The following is a 20,588-nucleotide window of genomic DNA, read 5'->3' as shown; positions in this document are numbered from 1 at the left end:
AGCACGCCCGCGGCGTCCGCGGCCCGCACCGCCTCCAACAGCGAGACGGCGATCTCGGCCACCCGGTCCGGCGACAGGGCGCCCTCTGCCGAGAGCATCTCCTGCAGCGAACCGCCCTCGACGAGTTCCATCACCACCCACGGGTTGTGCTCATGCTCGAAGACGTCGTGGATGGTGATGACGGTGGGGTGGTTGACCCGGGCCGCGGACCGGGCCTCGCGTCGCACCCGCGCGTGCGCGTCGTCTCGTTCGGCATCGGTGAAGTGCCCGGGCAACAGCACCTGTTTGATCGCCACGACGCGATCGAGGGCGGTGTCGTAAGCCTCCCAGACGATGCCCATGCCGCCCCGGCCGAGTTCACGGCGCAGGACGTAGCGGTCGGCGATGCGTTGTTCGCTGTTACTCGACATCTGTTGCTCTCTCGAAGAGGGCCGGTGCAGCCGGGGGAAGGGGTGTTCTGTCTCTATTGTCCGACGGGGGCGGGGGTGGAAGGGTTCCTGACGTGCGAGGGGCACCCCGCCGAAGCGAGGTGCCCGGACAAGGGTCCCGCGGTGACCTACCGGGAGTTGGTCATCTTCAGGACGTCGAGGGCGGCGTCGAGCTGCTCCTCGGTGAGCTTGCCGTCCTTGACGTACCCGCGCTCCAGGACCACCTCGCGGATGGTCTTCTTCTCGGCCAACGACTGCTTGGCGACCTTGGCGGCCTCTTCGTAGCCGATGTAGCGGTTGAGCGGGGTGACGATCGAGGGGGAGGACTCGGCGTAGACCCGGCACTGCTCCTCGTCGGCCTCGATACCGGCCACGCAGCGGTCGGCGAAGACCGTGGAGACGTTGGCCAGCAGACGGATCGACTCCAGCACGTTGCGGGCGATCATCGGCAGCTGCACGTTGAGCTCGAAGTTGCCGGAGGCGCCGCCGAAGGCCACCGCGGCGTCGTTGCCCACGACCTGCGAGGAGACCTGGAGCATGGCCTCGCACAGCACCGGGTTGACCTTGCCCGGCATGATCGAGGAACCCGGCTGCAGGTCGGGCAGGAAGACCTCGGACAGACCGGTGGTCGGGCCCGAACCCATCCAGCGGATGTCGTTGGCGATCTTGCAGTAGCCGATCGCGATGGTCCGCAGCTGGCCGGAGAGCTCGACCAGACCGTCACGGGCGCCCTGGGCCTCGAAGTGGTCGCGGGCCTCGGTCAGCGGCAGGCCGGTGTTGTCGGCGATCTCCGCGATGACCCGGGCGGCGAAGCCCTCCGGGGTGTTGATGCCGGTGCCGACGGCGGTGCCGCCCAGCGGCAGCTCGGCCACGCGCGGCAGGACGGCCTCGACGCGCTCGACGCCGTAGCGGACCTGCGCGGCGAATCCGGCGAACTCCTGGCCCAGGGTGACCGGGGTGGCGTCCATCAGGTGGGTGCGGCCGCTCTTGACCACGGAGGCGAACTCGGTCGCCTTGCGGGTGAGCTCGGCCTCCAGGTGGCGCAGCGCCGGGATCAGCTCGTTCTGCACGGCCGAGGTGGCGGCGATGTGGATGGAGGACGGGAAGACGTCGTTGGACGACTGGGAGGCGTTGACGTGGTCGTTCGGGTGGACGTCCAGCCCGGTGCGTTCCTTGGCGACCGTGGCCACGACCTCGTTGGTGTTCATGTTGCTGGAGGTGCCCGAACCGGTCTGGAAGACGTCGATCGGGAACTCGTCGTTCCACTTGCCGTCGGCCACCTCCAGGGCGGCGTCGCGAACGGCCTTGCCGAGCTCGTCGGAGATCACGCCGAGTTCGGCGTTGACCTTGGCGGCGGCGGCCTTGATCTGGCCGAGGGCGGCGATGTGGGCGTTCTCCAGACCCTGCCCCGAGATCGGGAAGTTCTCGACGGCACGCTGGGTCTGAGCCCGCCACTTGGCGGCCGCGGGGACCTTGACCTCACCCATCGAGTCGTGCTCGATACGGAACTCACTCATGACAACCCATCTCTCCTGGGAAAACCTGTGAAGTCAAGCCTGCCAGACCCGTGAGAACACGACGCACCTCACCCGGTGTTCACGGTGTTGCACGTGTCATGTTGACATCGGTGCAGGTCATGGGTGCGCCGTGTCGGTCACAGGTGGGCCAGGGCCCGACGGGCCGCCTCCGACGCCGCCAGCGGCCGTACCGCCAACCGGACCAGGGCCCGGGCGTTGTCGTCGCCCGCGATCCGGTTGGAGCTCAACTCGCCACAGGACGCGCATCGGTGGATGAGCATCCACTCTCCGTCCGGACGGGCGAAGACCCCGACCGCGCCCATCCGCCCCCGGCAGTCGGAGGCCCGGTCGCCGGGGACCCGACCGTCGACGTGCAGGCTGGTCAGACAATGCGGACAGTGGTTGCGATGGGCGGAGCCGACCGCGCGGGCGGGCACGTCGAGTCGGCACCCGGCGCAGCGGAAGGACTCCGCCTCCGGGCCGGCGCGACGCCCTTGTTCACCCCGTGCGCGCAGCACGGTCTTTCGGCGTTGCGGTCGCCGGGGCTCGCGGTGGTTGCGCCGGCCCATGCTCACACCCGCCCGAGGAGTTCGAGCGGGAAGGGCGGTTCGGCCAGTGGTCGCACGGCGATCCGCATGAGCGGGAGCGGGCTGTCGTCGCCGGCGACGATGCCCTCGGACAGTTCGGCGCAGTCCGCGCAGCGGTGGACCAGACGCCATCGACCGTCGCCGGGGACCACGACGGACAGGGGCGTCATGCGTCCGGCGCACTCGGAGACGCCGCCGTCGTACTGATCGTGGACGTGCCGTGAGGTCAGGCAGCCGGAGCAGTGGTCGCGTTCGTCGCCGTCAGGGGTCATGACGGACATGGTCAGACCACAGTGGATGCAGGTGAAGTCGGGTTCGGTGTTGGACACCCGGGAACTCCTTGCCGAGAGGACATGCTTGGGATCAGCAAGAGTGCCGAGCGGGTCTCGACTCGGGGCGGGTTCCGGCTCAGCCGGCCGAGGGGACTCGGGGCAGGCTCGGGACCGCGCGGTTGTGAGGCGCGCTCGGCGCGTTCAGGGGCATACCCACCTGTCCTGACGTCCGGGGCGCCTGACCCCGGAACGAGTCCGTGTTCCGTTCCGACCCCTCGACGGTAGCCGTGCCCCTCCGACCCCCGCAACGGATTTTCCACCCGGCCCCGGCACCGGGTCGCCCACAGACGGGCCCGTGGTCGCGACGTCGTCACGACCACGGGCCCGCCCGATCCGCTAGACGACGCCCCGGCGCTTGCGGGCCAGGTGCAGGGCGCCCGCGCCGGCGGCCATCAGGGCGATGGCGGTGGCGAACAGGCCGGTGACGGCGGTGCCGGTCTCGGCCAGTTCGGTGCCGCCGGAGGCGTGCGTGCTGTGATCGGTGGTGGCCGCCTCATCGGACCGGTCCGACTGTTCCTCGACGGGCTCCTCGGCGGTCCCGGTCTCTTCGGTCTCGGTCACCTCGTCGGCCGGAGCCTCTGCGGCGTGGTCGGCGTGGGCGTGGTCCAGGGCCTCCTGGGAGGCCGGGTCCACGGAGAACGCCTCGGTCTGCTCGGCGGCGGTGGCCACCGCCGCGCCCTCACCACCGAAGGTGACGTCGGAGCAGCTGTAGAACGCCTCGGGGCTGTCGGTGCGCTGCCAGATCGTGTAGATGAGGTGCTGACCGCTCTTTTGCGGCAGTTGGGCGGTCATGGTGTAGCGGCCGTCCTCGGCGACCGGCTGGTCGTCCACGGCGAACGGTTCGGACTCCAGCTCGTCCCAGGTCAGCGGGGTGCTCGGGTCCCAGTCGTCGGTGGTGACGTAGTACTCGATGTAGCCGGCGTGGGGGACGGCCGCGGTGTAGTCGAAGGTGTACTCGGAGCCGGAGGGCAGCTCGGTGACGGCGGTGCTCGCCCAGTCGCCCGGGTTGTCCAGGGCGGAGTACTTGTCCCGTCCGGCACTGCACAGCTCACCGTCGGGGATGATCTCGCGGTGCCGCCCATCGGCGTTGGCGAGGTTGACCTCGTGCCAGTCGTAGAGCGGTTGGGTGCCGTTCTCCTCCACGAGGCGGACGCACATCTGGGACCGGGGGCTTTCGGGCCCCTCGGCGTAGCAGGCGGCGATCCGGCTGATCGGGTCGCCGAGGGTTCCGTGGGCCTGGGCCGGCGCGGCCACCAGACCGGTGACGGCGATGGGGGCTACCGCCAGGACGGCGGCGGAACGGGCGAGTCGTCCGAACCTCATCGGGGGTTCTCCTCAAGTCGTGGACCGGCGGGGGGCCGTGCGGGTCGCGAACCCGCACGGTCGTCCGGGCTGGAGGGGACCACCTTTCGGACAGCCCGTGAGCGCAGGGGCCACGGGGGTTCCAGCCCGTCCGAAAGGTGTGGGTGGCGACTATACAGACATGATTCCGAAATGGAAGCTTTTGTCGATAAAAGGGTTCTGACCTGAGTGTTTGACGGGTGCCCCCGTGATCAGTAATGTTTGTTTTCGGTTGACCGTGGGGCATCGGCCCGAGCTGCGACGGCCTGTCCCTAAAGGGCGATGACGCCCTCATTTCGTAATGGTCGAACCCTGTCGAAAGCGGACACGTAATCCACTCGGAAAACCAGTGGAAATCTCGGCCGAGGATTTTCTACCGTGTTCCCATGACCACACCAGACCCCGGACGCCACGTGCCGGCGATCCGGCTGAGCGGAGTCGTCAAACGCTTCGGCACCCTCACCGCTGTTGACGGCCTCGACCTCGAAGTGCCCCGGGGGGTCGTGCTCGGGCTGCTCGGCCCCAACGGGGCGGGCAAGTCCACCACCATGAAGATGCTCACCGCGCAGGCGATCGCCGACGAGGGCACGATCAGGATCCTGGGCCACGAGATCCCCGCCGAGTCCAAGTGGGCCCGCGCCCGCATGGGCGTCGTCCCCCAACACGACAACCTCGACGAGGAACTCACCGTCGAGCAGAACCTGCGCATGTTCTCGTTCCTGTACCGGGTCCCGCGCCGGCGACGTCGGGAGGCGATCGAACGCACCCTGCGCCTGGCCCAACTGAGCGACCGCGCCGACACCCCCGTCGACGACCTGTCCGGGGGCATGCGCCGCCGGCTGCTCATCGTCCGGGCCCTGCTGCACCGACCCGAACTCGTCCTCATGGACGAACCCACCGTCGGCCTCGACCCGCAGGTGCGTCAGGACCTGTGGGGAGTCATCTCCGCGCTGCGCGACGAGGGCGTCACCGTCCTGATGTCCACCCACTACATCGAGGAGGCCGAACGCCTCTCCGACGAGGTCGCCCTCATGGCCAGGGGACGCGTCATCGAACGCGGCACCCCGGTCGACCTCGTCGCCAAGTACGCCGGCGCCACGGTGGAGGAGTACACGCCCCAGGGGTCGGGCGGGATCGCCGAACTGGAGACCCTCGTCCGGGGGGAGGGCTTCGACACCCGACGCACCGGCACCAGCCTGTCCGTCCTGCGCGCCGAGGAGATCCCCGACTCCCTTCGAGACCGACTCGGCGAACCCGAACGACGCGCCGCCAACCTGGAGGACGTCTTCGTGACCCTGACCGGGGAGGCGGTCGCATGAGCCTGACACGACAACAACGCGCGGACGCCCGCCCCGAGCATCACGCCCGCCCCGGTCGTTTCGAGACCGACGCCGTCCTGGGCGTGGTCGCCCGCGAGTGGATCCTCTACGGACGGTCCTGGCGGGCCACCACCTTCGCCGCGGTCGTCGAACCCACGCTGTACCTGCTCTGCTTCGGCTTCGGCATGGGCGCCCTGATCGGCACCCTGGCCGGGTACAGCTACATCGACTTCCTCGGCACCGGCATCGTCGCAGTGTCGGTGATGTTCCAGTCGATGATGCCCGCGGTCATCAACACCTTCATCAAGCGCCGCTTTCTGCACACCTACGAGGGCATCCTCGCCGCCCCGGTCGACGTGCGCGAGTTGGTCACCGGGGAAGCGTTGTGGCTGGCCCTGCGCTCCGGTGTCTACGGCTGTGTGCCGCTGCTCGTCGCCATCGGTTTCGGACTGCGTCCGGGCCCCGGCATGCTGCTGGTGCCTTTCGTCGCCTTCCTGGCCGGGTTCGCCTTCGCGCTGTTCGGCATCTGGATCTCCGCGGTGATCACCTCGGTACGCTCCATGGACTACGTGTTCAGCGGCCTGTTCACCCCGTTGTTCCTGGTGGCCGGGACGTTCTTCCCGATCACCGAGCTGCCCGCCTGGGTGCAGGCCGCCGCCATGGCCAACCCCCTCTTTCACGCGGTCGAACTCATCCGCGGTGCCGTGTTCGGTGGACTGGGACTCGGGACCGCCCTGCTGCACGTGGCCGTCCTGGCCGGGTTCGCCTATCTGATGTGGAACCTGGCCGCGTTCCAGATGCGCCGCCGGGTCGTGGACTGAAGCGCCGACGGCGCGGCGAGGAACCGTCCTCGCCGCGCCGTCGCGCGGTTCATGTGCCCTTAGGGGTCAGGATCCGCTGGGCGCCCAACGCAGCTCGACCACGGCACGCTCGCCGCCCTCGGCCACGCTCAGCCCCAGGCCGAGCGCGCCCCACTGCTCGGGGGACCGGACGTCGTCGGTGGTGACGGCCTGACGCATGTCCACGTAGGCGGCCATCACGGCGTCGTCCATGCCGGCCATGGTCTGCTGGAAGACCTCGTCGTCGGCGAGCACGCCACTGCCGGGGTTTCCACTGCTGACGACCACGGCGTCGCCGTCCTCGCTCACGGTCGGGGTCGGGCCGGAGGCGTACGGGTCGGCCACGACCTCGTCGACGAACGAGCTCAGAGCGTCGGCGTCACCGCCCACGGCACGGAACACGACCGTCGGGTCGGAGGTGGAGCCGTAAGCGCCCATCCCGCCCATGTCGAAGTCGGACAGCCCGACGGCGGTGGAGCCGCCCAGCAGGGAGGTGAACCCTTCGGGCAGCGGGGCGCCGATGGAGTTCATGTCCGCCTCCATCTCCTGACGGTCCTGCTCGTCGAGCAACGGAAGTTCGTCGTTCTCCCAGGCGGTGCTCAACATCTGGTCCAGGCCGCTGCCGCCCATCGCCACGGTGGAGTTCGCCGGCAGGGCGCCGATGGCGTCCAGGCTCTTCCCGGACCCCTCCGCGAGCCAGTCGACGTCGGCGCCTTCGAGCTCGAAGCCGAACACGTCCATCCGCGCCTCCAGGTAGTCGCCGGTGACCCGGAAGGAGGCGGTCATCCGGCCCTGGAGGGACCCGGTGGTGCCGAACTCGGCTGCCAGATCCCGCTCGATGGTGCTGATCCGGCCCAGGGCCCCCAGGTCGGCCCAGGCCAGGGCGATGCTGCCGCCGGGCACCCCGTTCAGGTCACCGCTGTAGGTGTCGTCGCTCTCCAGGTCGCCGTTGGCCGACATCTGGTCGTTGTAGTCCTCGATCCCACCGGCCAGGTCGGTGAACACCACGAAGTCGTCGACCATCGTGTACTCGACGTCGTGGGACCGGGACAGCTCGGAGAACTGCTCCTCGGCGGCGCGGGCGTCGTTCACCGCCAGGGCGATCCCGTAGACCGCGCCGTCGTAGGAATCGAACTCCGGTTCGTCGGTGATCCAGGCGGCGGCGCCGACCTTCTTCCCGATCCACTCCTCGACCTCGGACCGGTCCAGGTCGTAGGAATCGGCGAAGGCCTCGGCGAAGGGGGCCGAGGTGTCGTCCTCGTCCACGTCGCCCATCTCCTCGCGGACCTCCGCGGGGAGCCTGTCGACGAAGCGGAGCAGGTCCACGGCCTGGGAACCATCGATGTCGAGGTCGGCCTTGGCGAAGGAGACGGAGTTGCCCGGCAGCACCGACTCGGGCTGGGGGCCACCGAAGTTCACCAACGACACGGTCGCCCACACGGTGCCGGCCATGACGACGACGGCGGTGACGGCCGCCGCGGGTATCAGCCACTTACGGCGCCCGCCGCCACCACCACCGGGTGGCACCGGGGCACCTTGGTACGGGCCGCCGTAGGGAGGCTGCCCCGGACCCTGAGGGCCACCGGGGAAGGGCGGTCCGGCCTGACCGGGACCCTGCGGGGGAGGCCCCTGGGGGAAGCCCTGATGGGGGCCCTGTGCCGGAGGGAACGCCTGCCCCGGTTGCTGCGGTGGCTGCCACTGCGGCTGCTGCGAGGGATCAGGGTAGGACATCGGACCTCCGACGAGGATGGTGCTGAAGAAGGGATCACCGGCCGCGCGGCCAGTGTGCATTGAGACGCCGTCGGAGGCCGGAAGGTTCCGAGAACAACCCCGGGAACAGCACCGACGCCGCCGAAGCGGCGCCGGTGACGGGGTGAAAGCGGCCCTGGACCTACTCCGGAGCGGAGGTCAGGTCGACCCCGCTGTAGGCGGAGAGCTTGCTCAGCCGGTGTTCGCTGCGCACCTGGCGCACGGTGCCGCTGCGGCCGCGCATGACCAGCGAGTCGGTGATCACACCCGTGGATTCGTAGCGCACCCCGTCCACCATCTCGCCTTCGGTGATGCCGGTCGCGGCGAAGAACACGTCGTCGGAGGAGACCAGGTCGTCCGTGTACAGGACACGGTCCAGGTCGTGCCCGGCGTCGATCGCCTTCTGACGCTCCTCGTCGTCCTTGGGCCACAACCGACCCTGGATGACGCCGCCCAGGCACTTCATCGCGCACGCCGTGATGATGCCCTCCGGGGTGCCGCCGATGCCCAGCATCAGGTCCACACCCGTCCCGGGACGGGCCGCCATGATGGCGCCCGCCACGTCACCGTCGCTGATGAACTTGATGCGCGCGCCCGCGTCCCGAACGTCCTGCACCAACTGCTTGTGGCGCGGACGGTCCAGGATGACGACCGTGATGTCCTGCGGTGACTTGCCCTTGGCCCGGGCCACCGCGGCGATGTTGTCGGCGACAGGCGCGGCGATGTCCACCACGTCGGCGGCCTCGGGGCCGGTGGCCAGCTTCTCCATGTAGAACACCGCGGAGGGGTCGAACATGGTGTTGCGCGGGCTCATCGCGATCACCGCGATGGCGTTGGGCATGCCCATGGCGGCCAGGGTGGTGCCGTCGATCGGGTCGACCGCCACGTCCCAGTCGTGGCCACCGCCGTCGCCGACGCGCTCGCCGTTGTAGAGCATGGGGGCGTTGTCCTTCTCGCCCTCGCCGATCACCACGGTGCCGTTCATCGACACGGTGCTGATCATGTGGCGCATTCCGCGCACGGCGGCGCCGTCGGCCCCGAGCTTGTCACCTTTGCCGACCCAACGGGCAGCGGCCAGTGCGGCGGTCTCGGTGACGCGGACCAGTTCCAACGCGAGGTTTCGGTCGGGTACCGAGGGCTGCGTGGACGGGCTACCGGGCTGCGACATGGAGGTGACACCTTCCGTCTGTGAACAGGGTGGAGTTCACGTCTTAGGGTAGTCACCCCGGGTGTTTCCTGGTCATCGTGGGTGGGGCGGGTCCAACAGGGACGTGGTCGCACCTCGGGGGCCTGTAACGGTCTACCCTGGCGGGGACCCGGACAGGAGTGAGGGCGTGACAGTGGACAAGACGGACAAGCCCGCGCGGGTCTCCTCGCGAGGCGCGGCCACCCGCACCTCCCTGCTGAAGGCGGCGGCCCAGGTCTTCCGCACGGTGGGGTTCGCGAAGGCGGGTGTGAGCGAGGTCGTCTCGGTCGCGGGTGCCAGCGTGGGCAGCCTCTACCACCACTTCACCGGCAAGGCGGACCTGTACCTGGCGCTGTACGAGGAGTTCCAGCAGCGGCAACAGGAGCGGACCCACCAGGCGGTGCGTGACGCGCGCGCCGAAGGTGAGAGTGATCCCACACGGCTGATGAACATCGCGGCCCACGCCTACCTGCTCGGCGCCATCGAGGAGAGGGAGACCACCCGGCTGTTCTTCAGCGGCGACGGGCCTCCCGGTTTCGACTACCAACTGCGGTCGCGGCTCACCCAGTGGACCGACCGCAACGTGGCACTGTTCCGCAAGGCCGACGAGCCGGTGGACGAGGCCCTGCTGATCGTGGTGAGCGGAGCGATGCTGTTGGCCGTCGCCGAGGTGGTCTACCGCGACGACGTCGACGCGCACAGGCTCGCCGCCGACATCACCGGCCTGCTCACAGAACTGGAACCCCGCAACCGTCGCCAGGAGACCACCCCGTCCCCGGAGGCCACCACCCCGGACCCCACTTGAGGGACCCCGGGTCCAAGTGGCTCCGGACCTGGGGCAAGCTGGACAGGTCATGAGTGAGAACAGCAGGGCCAACGCCACCTTCAAGAACTACGCCATCTCCCTCGGGGTCGTCGTCGGCATCATCCTGGTGATGGCCTTCGTTGTATCCACGCGCTCGGGCGAGAACATCCCCACCGTGGACTACCGCCCGGACATCGAGGTGATGCGTCAGTCCGCCGACTACGAGGTGACCGCACCCTCGGAGGACATGCCGGAAGGGTGGACACCCACCAGTTCCCACCTGGACGTGACCGGTCCGGTGGCGTGGAGCATCGGCTTCGCGACCCCGCAGGACAGCCACGCCATGCTGACCCAGAGCGACGGTGACCCGGACAAGGTGATCGCCGACCACGTCAAGGACGCCGAACCGGTCGGTTCCGTCATGGTCGCCGACCAGGAGTGGGAGCAGTTCGAGTCCGACGAGTGGGGAGCCCTCGTCCAGAGCGACGACGACCGGACCCTGATCATCTCCGGCAGTACCTCCCTGGACGAGTTCGCCGTCCTCGCCGAACACATGGAGACCCACCCCGTCCCGGAGAAGGACGACGAGGCCTCCGAGGAGGAGACGGAACCCGAGGGCTCCTGATCCCTGGTCGGGGCTCTGTTCCATGGCCCGCCGGTCGGAGGCGCTGCGCAGTACGCAGAACTCGTTGCCCTCGGGGTCGGCCGGGATCGCCCACCCCGAGCCGTCCGGCTCTCGGTGGTCGCCGACGAAGGTGGCGCCGAGCCCCGCCCCGCCCGCGACCCGCACACGAAACGGGCCCCGAGGGACCTTCGTGGTTCCTCGGGGCCCGTTCGTCGTACGGGTCGTTTCTCGTCTCGGGTGCTACTCGGCGCGCAGGTCGCGGCGCAGCTCCTTGGGCAGCGAGAAGGTGAGGGTCTCCTCGGCGGTGGTCACCGGGGTGACGGAGCCGTACCCGTGTGCGGAGAGCTTGTCGAGGAGTTCGCGCACCAGGATGTCGGGGACGGACGCACCACTGGTCACACCCACGGTGGTGACGCCCTCCAGCCAGGCCTCGTCCATGAGGGTGGCGTTGTCGATGAGGTAGGAGGCGTTCGCGCCGGCGTCGAGGGCGACCTCGACCAGGCGCACGGAGTTGGACGAGTTGTCCGAACCCACCACGATGACCAGCTCGCACTCGGGCGCCATGGCCTTGACGGCGTCCTGGCGGTTGGAGGTGGCGTAGCAGATGTCGTCGCTGGGCGGGGCCAGCAGGTTCGGGAACTTCTTGCGCAACGCGTCCACGGTCTGGTTGGTCTCGTCCACCGAGAGGGTGGTCTGGGACAGCCAGGACACGTTGTTGGGGTCGCGGACCTGGACCTTGTCGACCTCGTCCGGGCTCTCCACGATCTGGATGTTCTCGGGGGCCTGGCCGCTGGTGCCCTCGACCTCCTCGTGGCCGATGTGGCCGATGAGGACGATGTCGCGGTCCTCGGCGGCGAATCGCTTCGCCTCCTTGTGGACCTTGGTGACCAGGGGACACGTGGCGTCGATGGTCTTGAGCTGACGCTTCTCGGCCTGCTCGTGGACGGCGGGCGATACACCGTGGGCGGAGAACACGACGATGGCGCCCTCGGGCACCTCCTCGGTCTCCTCCACGAAGATCGCGCCGCGCTCCTCCAGCGTGCGCACGACGTGCGTGTTGTGCACGATCTGCTTGCGCACGTAGATCGGAGCGCCGTACTGCTCAAGGGCTTTCTCGACGGTGATGACCGCTCGGTCGACACCGGCGCAGTAGCCCCGGGGGTTGGCCAGGAGCACACGACGTTGGTTCGTGGCAGTCGTCATCGCAGTCATGGCATACATCCTAGGTGCGATCGTGGGATGTGGGAGCGGGTGTGGGATACGGCACCGTCGAGGTCAGGCCTATGGTGGAGACCACGACCAGGTGACGTCGCCGCAACAGAACGTACCCGGTCGGGCCGCGACGTGGCGAAATCGTTCACTTCCGGCCCGCTAATGGTGATCCTCCCTCATCTATCCTGGTTCACCAATCGCATCAGTTATGAGGCGGTTCGCCCTCAACTCGGCCTTGCCTGGTTTGCTGGACGCGCGCCGCCGGCCCAACGCCGAGAGCATCAGGAGCCCCCGTCCTATGTCGAACCCGACCATCGCCACGAAGCTGACCTCCTTCATCAAGGGCATCTTCGGGCGTAAGGACCCGGTCGTCACGACCGTTCCGGAGCAGCCGGAGAAGAAGGACGAAGCCCCCGCGTCCGAGACCACGGCGCAGGAGAGCGCCGAGGTGGAGACCACCCCCGAGGCTTCCCCGGAGCAGGAGAAGCCCACCGAGGAGAAGACCGAAGCGGAGGAGAAGCCCGAGCCGGTCACCGAGGCCTCCGCCCCCACGGAGACCCCCGCCCCCGAGAAGGACTCCACCGGGACCACCGAGGCCCCCGAGGCCGCCAAGCTGGTCGAGGAACCCCGGGAGGAACCCCCCGCCCCCGCCACCGCCGACCTCGCCGAGGACGGCTCCGTGCTGGCCGAGGAGCTCAACGCCGCCGAGGCGCACACCACCGTCGCCGGCGACGAGGTCCTGGAGAAGGTCCGCAAGGGCAACGCCCCGGCGGTCGAGGACCTGGCCGTCCCGACCTACGACGAGCTCACCCTGCCGTCCATCCGGGCCCGCCTGCGCAAGCTCACCATCGAACAGGTCCGCGACCTGCGCGCCTACGAGGTGGCCCACCAGGGTCGTCCCGAGTTCATCAAGATGTACGACAACCGCATCGCCAAGCTCGAGGCCGAAACCGGAGCCTGAGTGCGGTTTCGCGGAAGCGGAAGATGGGGCGAGGGCCCGAACCCTCGCCCCTTTTTCGTTTCCGTGAGGGGTTGACGCCCATTTGGTAGTGAGCGTTTACTATCAACCATGACGACAGGGCGGAGACCACGGGTCGGAATCGAGCGGCGTCGCGAGCAGATCCTCGCGGCGGGGTTGAAGGAGTTCAGCCACAAGGGGTTCCACGGCGGTTCGACCGTGGCCATCGCCAAGGACGTCGAGATCTCGCACCCCAACCTCTTTCGGGTCTACTCCACGAAGAAGGAACTCTTCGTCGCGGTACTGGAGAGGACCTTCGCCGACATCGAGCGGGAGATGCTCGTGCCGGGGGAGAGGGCCGAAGAGGATCCGTTGCGGGTCATGTCGGACGGCTGGGGCGTGCTGATGGAGCGCCGCGAGGTGATGCTCATCCTGCTCCAGGGGTACGCGGCCGCCAACGATCCCGACATCCGCGACGTGATGCACAGGTGGACGCGGGACGTCTTCGAGCGTTTCGAGGCGCTGCCGAAGGTCGACACCGACCAGGCCCACGAATTCTTCGCCGACGGAATGCTCTACATGGTGGCGGCCTCGATCGGACTGCCCGGCCGTGCCGAGTCCGACGAGTGGGCCGACCGCTTCCTGTCCTCCGGGAACTGAACCTTCTCCCGTGGCGGGTCCGGTCCGCCTTTGTTCGCCTATTGATAGTGACTACTCACTAATTAACCGCGCCGAGGAAACCACCTCGACGCCATCCACGCACAAGGAGACCCTCGAGATGAACCCGCCCACCGTGCTCGTGACCGGAGCCACCGGGACCATCGGTTCGGCCCTGATCCCCGAACTGCGGGCGCGCGGTGTCACCGTCCGCGCAATGACCCGCGACCCCCGACGCTCCGTGCCCGGCGCCGAGACCGTCGTCGCCGACCTCAAGGATCCCGAATCGGTCGCCGCCGCACTCGAAGGCGTCGACGCGGCCTTCCTCAACAGCCCCTCCGAGGAGGACGCCGCCGCCCTCCAGATCCGGTTCGCCGACCTCGCCCACGAGCTCGGGGCGCGCCGCCTCGTGCTGCTCTCCCAGTACGCCGCGCGCGTCGACTCGCCGGTGCGGTTCCTGCGCTGGCACGCCGAGGTCGAGGAACACGTGCGACGGCTGGGCATCGACCACACGGTGCTGCGCCCCAACCTCTACCTACAGGCCCTGCTCGGCTTCGCCGCGACCATCGACCAGGGGTGGTTCGCCGCTCCCATCGGCGGCGCGGCCGTGAGCGCGATCGACACCCGCGACATCTCGGCCTCCGCGGCCGAGGCACTGGTGGGAGACGGTCACACGGGTCGGACCTACACCCTGACCGGCCCCGGGGCCGTGACCCACGACGAGATCGCCCGCGCCCTGTCCACGGCCACAGGGCGGGAGATCACCTTCCACGAGGCCACCGACGAGCAGTTCTCCGAAGCGCTCTTCGGTGTGCTTCCACCATGGCAACTGCAGGGCCTCGTCGAGGACTACGCCCACTACGCCAGGGGAGAGGCCGCCGAGGTGCACACCGGCGTCGCCGACCTGACCGGACGCCCCGCGCGCGACGTCACCGACTTCGCCCGCGACCACGCCGTCGCGTTCGGCCGGGCCTGACCGCCGCACTCTTCGGGTCCGCGCGGTCACGCGCCTGCCGTCCTTCTTCGCGACCTCCGTCGAGCCCCGGCGCTCCACGTCGGCCGACCGGTTCGCGCCGAACCGTCGACCCCGGCGAATCGGGAACTGTCGCCACCCTGGCCTAGGCTCTGTAGCCATGGGTATGGAGAGTTCCGCGGAGTCACCGCAACCGGTCCGGGCCGTGCTCCAGGCGGTCGGAGGTTGGATCGACCGCCTGGGCGCGATCTGGGTCGAGGGTCAGGTCGCCGAACTCAACTCGCGTGGGCGGATGAGCTATCTGACCCTGCGCGACCCCGTCGCCAACGCCTCGGTCCGGGTCATCTGCGAGACCTCCGTGCTGCGCCGCCAGGACCCACCACCGGGCCCCGGCGACCGCGTGGTCGTCCACGCCAAGCCCGACTTCTACCAACTCAGAGGTACGTTCTCGCTGCGTGCCCGGGAGATCCGGCACGTCGGCATCGGCGAACTACTGGCCCGGCTCGAACAGCTGCGCCGCACCCTCACCTCCGAGGGGGTGTTCGCCCCCGAACGCAAGCGCCCCCTGCCGTTCCTGCCCAACACCGTGGGCCTGATCTGTGGTCGGGACTCGGCGGCCGAGCGCGACGTCCTGGAGAACGGGCGCCGCCGTTGGCCCGCGGTGCGCTTCGAGGTGCGTCCGGTGGCCGTGCAGGGCGACCGCGCCACCCGTGAGGTCATCGAGGCCCTGCGCGATCTGGACGCGCGCCCCGAGGTCGACGTCATCGTCATCGCCCGCGGTGGCGGCTCCATGGAGGACCTGCTGCCCTTCTCCGACGAGGCACTGGTGCGCGCCGTCGCCGCGGCGGCCACACCCGTGGTCAGCGCGATCGGGCACGAACAGGACACTCCGTTGCTGGACCACGTCGCCGACGTGCGTGCCTCCACCCCCACCGACGCCGCCAAGAAGACCATCCCGGACGTGGGGGAGCAGCTGGAGATCATCCGACAGCTGCGCGACCGCGGTCGCCGGGTGATCGGCGGCGGGTTGGAACGCGAACTCACCTGGCTGGCGGGCATTCGGGCCCGCCCGGTGCTGGTCGATCCGGTTCGTGAGACCGAACGCCTCACCGAGCAGGTCCTGGAGCTGCGCGACCGGGCCCGACGCAGCCTGACGATCTCGCTGGATCGGGCCGAGGAGGGGCTGGGGCACACCGAGGCGCGCCTGCACGCGCTGTCCCCGGCCACCACGTTGGCCCGTGGGTACGCGATCGTGCAGCGAGAGGACGGTTCGGTGGTGCGTTCGGCGACCGAGCCCGAGCTGGGCGAGAAGCTGCGGCTGCGATTCGCCGAGGACGGCCTGACCGCCACCGTGGACGAGGTGGACACCGACCCCGCGGCCGGACCGGAACCGACGCAGAAGGCGGCCGAGGAGAGGTCCCCGGCCCGCAAGGGTTCCGCCGAGGGATCCACCGCGACGAAGAAGGCCGGCGGTACCGGAAGGAAGGGTGCCGGCGCCAAGACCGGCGCAACCAAGGGCACCGGCTCGAAGTCCACCGGCGCCAAGGGCACCGCGAAGAAGACCACGACCGAGAACACCGAGGGGGAGTAGGCATGACCGAGACGAACGAGGCCCCGGAACCGAGCTACGAGGAGAGCCGGGAACAGCTGAACGAGGTCGTTCGGAAGCTGGAGTCGGGTGGCCTGACCCTCCAGGAGTCCCTCGCCCTATGGGAGCGCGGGGAGGAACTGGCGCGGATCTGCGAGCGTTGGCTGGAGGGCGCCCGCGCCAAGCTGGCCGCCGCCATGGACGAGCGACGCGAGGACGCGCCCGCGGACCCGGACACCCCGTTCTGACCGTTACACGGGTGTCGGGGGTCGCTCAGCCGCGTCCGTTGAGTTCGTCGCCCAGGGACCGGAGGTTACCGGGCAGGCCCCGGAAGACGGCGATGACCAGTACGAGTGCGGTGCCCAGGAACAGCCAGGGCGCGACCTCGGCGAGCCGGGAGGCCAGGCCCAGGATGAGCACGCGGGCGAAACCCTCGTTGCCGGCGGCGAGCACGCTCTCCGCACCGACCACCGCGATGAAGTAGGCGATCGGCGGGCTCACCGACAGTGAGAGCAGATCGGCCGGGCGGACCAGGGCGGCGGTGGCCAGGCAGGCGAGCGTGAAGATGATGCCGGGGACGATCGGGGCGGAGGCCAGGTTCGCGATCATCGTTGCGGCGAAGCTGCCCAGGACGATGATCAGGACCGCACCGCGTCCGGTCAGCCGGGGCGGCCGAACGATCCCGGGCGGCGTGGTCCCGCCGGGGGCGCCGCGTCCGGTGGTGGCCCGGGTGGATCCGGCCCGCCCCGCGGTGGTGTTCTTGGTGGTCGTGGCTCGGCCGCGTGTTCTGGACGCGCTCGAAACGTCCCGGCCACGACCGTTGGACCGCACGAAATACGGGGCCTGTCCGGGCTCCGGACCGTCGGACTTGCGCGGGGGCATGGTCGTGCGCCTCCCAAGTTTGTTACTCACAGTGTTTAGTGTGTCACTTCTAGTGAGTCTCCGGGTGTCTTTCACGGGATCGTGTTGTCATTTCGGCCACTTGCCCGTTCCGGGACTATCGTGCCTTCCACCCCTTGGACGCCGAGATGACCCCAACCGGTTCGGGCCGGTTCCCGCGACTTGGGTGGTTCGTCACTCTCTGTGTCCGAACCTCTTGGTCCCGGTTTGGGTCATGCCCATCTATCCGTTACTCGCACACCGAATACCGTCGGACTTGAGGGAGTTCACGTCGGACACGCCACGGATGCCCGAGTCGTTGGCGTCCGGCCCACGCCTTCAGGTCGCCTCCGCACCTCGACCGGCCCCGTTCGTCGCGACCCCGTCGAGCCCGTTCTCGCTCAGCTCCGGCGAGGACACCCCGCGAGGGCGCTCCTCCAACCCCGACAGTCGGTCCAGTTCGCCGTCGACCAGCCCCAGCTCGCCGAACCGCCGCGCGGTCACCAGCACCCGACTCTCCAGGGAACCCACCGTCTGGTTGTAGGCGGAGACCGTCCGGGTCAGTGCCCGGCCCAGCCCCTCCACATGTCCGCCCAGGGTCGACAGGCGACTGTGCAGCTGCTTGCCCAGGTCGAACACCTCGCGAGCGTTCTCGCTCAACGCCTCCTGCTGCCAGGCGTACTGCGCGGTCCGCAGCAGCGAGATGAGCGTGGTCGGCGTCGCGATGTGCACGCGCCGGGCCATGGCCTCCTCCAGCAACCCGGGGTCGCGTTCCAACGCCGGAGCCAGGAACGCCTCGCCCGGGATGAAGAGCACCACGAACTCCGGCGACGGGGTGAACGACGCCCAGTACGACTTCGCGGCCAGCTGGTCCACATGGGTGCGCAGGTGCTTGGCGTGTGCGTGCAGCCGCTCCTCCGCGCCCGGCCCCTCGCCGGCCTCCACCGCGTCCAAGTAGGCGGCCAGTGGCACCTTGGAGTCCACGACGATGTTCTTGCCGCCGGCCAGCCGCACCACCATGTCGGGTCGGTGCGCGCCCGCCACGGCCTGTTCCTGGAAGTCGCAGTGCGCGGCCATCCCGGCCAGTTCCGCCACCCGGCGCAGCTGTAGTTCGCCCCACCTGCCGCGGGCCTCGGGCCGACGCAACGCCGTCACCAGGGACTGGGTCTGGTCGCGCAGACGCTCGGAACCCTCGCGCACGAGTTCGACCTGCTTGGCGAGCTCGGCGTGCGCCGCGGCCCTCCCGGCGTCGGCCTCCCGCAGCCGGCTCTCCACACGGCTCAGGGTCTGGGTGAGCGGTTCGACCATCCGTTCCACCGCCCGGCGCCGCTCGTCCAGGTCGCCGCCCGCCTCGGCGCCGACCGCCCGCAACCGCCCCTCGGCCAGCTCCATGAACCGTTGGTTGGTCTGGTCCAGGGCCTGCGAGGACATCGCCCGGAACCGGTCGGCGAGCTGCTCCTCCACGTAGGCGGCGCGTTCCTCCGCCGCCCGGGCATCGGCCCGGGCCTGGGCGTCGCGTCCGCGGGCCAGGGTCGATCCCACCGCGATTCCGATGGCGATACCGATGAGGAGCATGAGTACGAGTAGAAGGCCGTCCATGGGGCCCATGTTCCCGTAGAGAGCGCGGGGATGTGGCCGATGGCGGACGTTTTCCACGGGGTGTCGGACCGCCCCTGGATTTTTCGGGGACTCCTGCCGACACTGGGGATCGACCCCGGCGAAAGGCCTCGCATGCGTCTGGCGACACACACCCGAGGTGACGGTGAACGCGCGGCCCTGCTCGTGCACGGCGTCGCCGCCCTGCACCGCACCTGGCACGCGGTGGAGGACACCCTGGTCGAGCGCGGCTACCGGGTGATCGGGGTGGACCTGCGAGGCCACGGCCGAAGCCCACGCGGCGAGTACTCCATGGAGGCACTGCGCCAGGACCTGGTCGACACCCTGCCGGCCGGCGCCGACCTGGTCATGGGGCACTCGATCGGCTGTGTGGCCCTGTCCCAGGCCCTGGACCACCTGCGCCCCGACCGGGCCGTGTACATCGACCCGGCGTTTTGGATCCCGCCCATGCCGGAGGAGGGGGCGCGGAGGCTGCGTCGGGTGTTGGCCACCGCGGACGCGGCCCAGGTGCGCGAGCTCCATCCACGCTGGAGCGAGCAGGACGTACGGATCGAACTGGAGGGGTTCGCGGCGGCCGACCCGGAATTCCTCACCTGGACGGGCCGAGAGGTGGCGGGAGTGGACAACTTCCCCAAGGCCGCCGAGGTACCGACCCTGGCGGTGATCGCGGGCGAGGGTTCGCCGATCGGTTCGGACGGGGCACGGACCCTCGCCGAGAGGGGGTTCACCGTGCGCACCATCGAAGGCGCCGGACACTGCGTCCACCGGGACGACCTGCCGGGTCTGCTCTCGACCCTGGAGGGTTGGATCTAGGGGAGCCGTGCCCGTCGGGGCCGTTCCCCGACGGGCGCACGCGGGTCAGTGCCCGTCGCCTCCGCAGGACTCCAGCGCGGTGCGCCACTCGCGCAGCGAGCCCCAGAAGGCCTTCGGCGGTTCCTCGGGGGCGAGCAACCACATTCGCTCCCAGGCGGGTGAGGCACGCCCGCAGATCTGGGTGCGGGGGTCGTAGGGAGGGTCACCGGCGACCGGGAACCACAGGTACTCCAACGGTTCCATGAGGGCCATCAGGCGTTCCTCCAGGCCGCGATCGGGCCGGACCTTGACGAGCATCCAGGGCCGGAAGCGGCGCAGGATCTCCAGTCCGCCGGCCACCACCTCGGGTTCGCTCCCCGCGGTGTCGATCTTCACCATGGTGGGGACGCTGCCCGCAGACTCGTTCCACCGGGCCAGGGTCGTGGCCTCGACGGTCAGGTGGTGCAGGCCGGGGCGTCCGTTGCGCACGACCTGATTGCACATGTCGTTGTGCAGTGCCCGCTGGAGCCGGGCCGTGCCGTTGTGGTTGCTCAGGGCCAACTCGACCACACCGAAGCCGAGGTGGGCCGCGGACGACATCGAGCGCGCGGCCGCGGCGAGCTCGGGTGTGGGCTCGAAGGCGAACACGGGTCGACGCGAACGCGCGGCCGCGAGCATCGCGTACACGCCCACCCCCGCGCCCACGTCCAGGACCGCGCCCGGCCCGGTGTGGTCCAGGATCGCCATGAAGCAGGCGAGGCTGTCGGGTTCGTGTCGGGACAGTCCTCCGTTGGCCAGGCGGCGGGGGACCGTCAGGTCGCCCGGCAATTGGAGTTCGACCCGGTCCGGGCCCAGGCCACGTGTGTCGCTCGCGGTTCGAGGGAGCGTGAGGGTGAGTCGGCGGTGGCGGGGCGGGACACGGGCGGGGTCGAGGCCACCGAGTCGTCTGGGCAGGTGGACGCGGATGCGGCGGGTGGCGAAACGCACGATCGGGTATCGGCGCACGAGTGCGCGCAGTTGGTCGTGGACCACAGTGTCCTCTTCCCCCAAAGAATGGTGCCGTGGTGGCGGCCGATCACCTCGTCGTCCGATCTGTGTGCTTGTTCGGACGTCTCCGTCTCTCCGTCCGAGGTGCCCGGCTTCGCACTCCGAACCTACTCTGAGTAGCCAGGCCTGTGCACTGG

21 protein-coding genes and 1 pseudogene are annotated in these 20,588 nt (G+C 69.6%); 10 read left to right on the top strand and 12 right to left on the bottom strand.

Going from position 1 to position 20,588, the window contains the following annotated elements; genetic code table 11:
- The 5 genes from K8V84_RS20275 to K8V84_RS20255 all read right to left on the bottom strand — a co-directional run.
- Positions 1 to 410 (bottom strand): serine/threonine-protein kinase (locus K8V84_RS20275; protein ID WP_304077355.1); only part of this gene is annotated, 410 nt, incomplete at its 3' end.
- Positions 411 to 556: 146 nt separating this feature from the next.
- Positions 557 to 1,945 (bottom strand): class II fumarate hydratase, encoded by a 1,389-nt coding sequence (locus K8V84_RS20270; protein WP_304077352.1) that lies wholly within the window; start codon positions 1,943 to 1,945, stop codon positions 557 to 559.
- A 137-nt stretch (positions 1,946 to 2,082) separates the two neighbouring features.
- The gene (locus tag K8V84_RS20265; RefSeq protein ID WP_304077349.1) at positions 2,083 to 2,514 is read right to left on the bottom strand and encodes an RNHCP domain-containing protein; all 432 of its coding nucleotides are present in this window, start codon (positions 2,512 to 2,514) and stop codon (positions 2,083 to 2,085) included.
- Between the two features lie 2 nt (positions 2,515 to 2,516).
- Entirely contained in the window at positions 2,517 to 2,861 is a 345-nt protein-coding gene (locus K8V84_RS20260) for an RNHCP domain-containing protein (RefSeq protein ID WP_304077346.1), read from the bottom strand.
- A gap of 339 nt (positions 2,862 to 3,200) precedes the next feature.
- Positions 3,201 to 4,187 carry a lytic polysaccharide monooxygenase gene (locus tag K8V84_RS20255; protein WP_304077343.1) on the bottom strand — a complete coding sequence of 329 codons (987 nt, stop codon included), beginning with the start codon at positions 4,185 to 4,187 and terminating at the stop codon, positions 3,201 to 3,203.
- A gap of 404 nt (positions 4,188 to 4,591) precedes the next feature.
- On the opposite strand from K8V84_RS20255, the gene K8V84_RS20250 reads away from it, so the two are divergent.
- The gene (locus tag K8V84_RS20250) at positions 4,592 to 5,524 is read left to right on the top strand and encodes an ABC transporter ATP-binding protein (protein WP_304077341.1); all 933 of its coding nucleotides are present in this window, start codon (positions 4,592 to 4,594) and stop codon (positions 5,522 to 5,524) included.
- Positions 5,521 to 6,345: an ABC transporter permease gene (locus K8V84_RS20245; RefSeq protein ID WP_304077338.1), complete on the top strand. Its 825-nt coding sequence runs from the start codon at positions 5,521 to 5,523 to the stop codon at positions 6,343 to 6,345. The genes K8V84_RS20250 and K8V84_RS20245 overlap by 4 nt, the downstream gene beginning before the upstream one ends.
- A gap of 66 nt (positions 6,346 to 6,411) precedes the next feature.
- On the opposite strand, the gene K8V84_RS20240 is transcribed toward K8V84_RS20245, so the two are convergent.
- On the bottom strand, positions 6,412 to 7,890 hold the full coding sequence (locus K8V84_RS20240; RefSeq protein WP_369696647.1) for a hypothetical protein: 1,479 nt from the start codon (positions 7,888 to 7,890) through the stop codon (positions 6,412 to 6,414).
- A 364-nt stretch (positions 7,891 to 8,254) separates the two neighbouring features.
- Entirely contained in the window at positions 8,255 to 9,280 is a 1,026-nt protein-coding gene (glpX, locus tag K8V84_RS20235; protein ID WP_304077332.1) for a class II fructose-bisphosphatase, read from the bottom strand.
- 172 nt (positions 9,281 to 9,452) lie between these two features.
- Here glpX and K8V84_RS20230 point away from each other — a divergent pair, with 172 nt between their 5' ends.
- Complete coding sequence (locus K8V84_RS20230) at positions 9,453 to 10,103, top strand: TetR/AcrR family transcriptional regulator (protein WP_304077360.1); 651 nt, start codon at positions 9,453 to 9,455, stop codon at positions 10,101 to 10,103.
- A gap of 49 nt (positions 10,104 to 10,152) precedes the next feature.
- Complete coding sequence (locus K8V84_RS20225; RefSeq protein ID WP_304077329.1) at positions 10,153 to 10,728, top strand: DUF4245 domain-containing protein; 576 nt, start codon at positions 10,153 to 10,155, stop codon at positions 10,726 to 10,728.
- Between the two features lie 24 nt (positions 10,729 to 10,752).
- On the opposite strand, the pseudogene K8V84_RS20220 reads toward K8V84_RS20225, so the two are convergent.
- A pseudogene (locus tag K8V84_RS20220) lies at positions 10,753 to 10,872 on the bottom strand (VOC family protein); the annotation flags it as partial.
- Positions 10,873 to 10,968: 96 nt separating this feature from the next.
- Positions 10,969 to 11,940, bottom strand: coding sequence for a 4-hydroxy-3-methylbut-2-enyl diphosphate reductase (locus K8V84_RS20215; protein WP_304077326.1), 972 nt, complete (start codon positions 11,938 to 11,940; stop codon positions 10,969 to 10,971).
- Between the two features lie 298 nt (positions 11,941 to 12,238).
- Between K8V84_RS20215 and K8V84_RS20210 the strand changes: the two genes are divergently transcribed.
- From K8V84_RS20210 to K8V84_RS20190, 5 genes are all read left to right on the top strand, one after another.
- The gene (locus K8V84_RS20210) at positions 12,239 to 12,901 is read left to right on the top strand and encodes a hypothetical protein (protein ID WP_304077323.1); all 663 of its coding nucleotides are present in this window, start codon (positions 12,239 to 12,241) and stop codon (positions 12,899 to 12,901) included.
- A 108-nt stretch (positions 12,902 to 13,009) separates the two neighbouring features.
- On the top strand, positions 13,010 to 13,558 hold the full coding sequence (locus tag K8V84_RS20205; protein WP_304077321.1) for a TetR/AcrR family transcriptional regulator: 549 nt from the start codon (positions 13,010 to 13,012) through the stop codon (positions 13,556 to 13,558).
- Between the two features lie 118 nt (positions 13,559 to 13,676).
- A complete protein-coding gene (locus K8V84_RS20200; RefSeq protein WP_304077318.1) occupies positions 13,677 to 14,531 on the top strand; it encodes an SDR family oxidoreductase in 855 nt (284 codons plus the stop codon).
- A gap of 157 nt (positions 14,532 to 14,688) precedes the next feature.
- Entirely contained in the window at positions 14,689 to 16,119 is a 1,431-nt protein-coding gene (gene xseA, locus K8V84_RS20195; RefSeq protein ID WP_304077316.1) for an exodeoxyribonuclease VII large subunit, read from the top strand.
- Between the two features lie 2 nt (positions 16,120 to 16,121).
- A complete protein-coding gene (locus K8V84_RS20190) occupies positions 16,122 to 16,364 on the top strand; it encodes an exodeoxyribonuclease VII small subunit (protein WP_304077314.1) in 243 nt (80 codons plus the stop codon).
- A 25-nt stretch (positions 16,365 to 16,389) separates the two neighbouring features.
- On the opposite strand, the gene K8V84_RS20185 is transcribed toward K8V84_RS20190, so the two are convergent.
- The gene (locus K8V84_RS20185; RefSeq protein ID WP_304077357.1) at positions 16,390 to 16,998 is read right to left on the bottom strand and encodes a DUF6542 domain-containing protein; all 609 of its coding nucleotides are present in this window, start codon (positions 16,996 to 16,998) and stop codon (positions 16,390 to 16,392) included.
- Positions 16,999 to 17,334: 336 nt separating this feature from the next.
- Complete coding sequence (locus tag K8V84_RS20180) at positions 17,335 to 18,594, bottom strand: DNA recombination protein RmuC (RefSeq protein WP_304077312.1); 1,260 nt, start codon at positions 18,592 to 18,594, stop codon at positions 17,335 to 17,337.
- Between the two features lie 132 nt (positions 18,595 to 18,726).
- Here K8V84_RS20180 and K8V84_RS20175 point away from each other — a divergent pair, with 132 nt between their 5' ends.
- The gene (locus tag K8V84_RS20175; RefSeq protein WP_304077309.1) at positions 18,727 to 19,425 is read left to right on the top strand and encodes an alpha/beta fold hydrolase; all 699 of its coding nucleotides are present in this window, start codon (positions 18,727 to 18,729) and stop codon (positions 19,423 to 19,425) included.
- Between the two features lie 45 nt (positions 19,426 to 19,470).
- On the opposite strand, the gene K8V84_RS20170 is transcribed toward K8V84_RS20175, so the two are convergent.
- The gene (locus tag K8V84_RS20170; protein ID WP_304077306.1) at positions 19,471 to 20,436 is read right to left on the bottom strand and encodes an FkbM family methyltransferase; all 966 of its coding nucleotides are present in this window, start codon (positions 20,434 to 20,436) and stop codon (positions 19,471 to 19,473) included.
- Positions 20,437 to 20,588 lie beyond the last annotated feature (152 nt).

Origin of the sequence: Nocardiopsis listeri, from assembly GCF_020741345.1 — a bacterium.
GTDB lineage: Bacteria > Actinomycetota > Actinomycetes > Streptosporangiales > Streptosporangiaceae > Nocardiopsis > Nocardiopsis listeri_A.
This window is presented reverse-complemented; position numbering and strand designations above follow the sequence as displayed.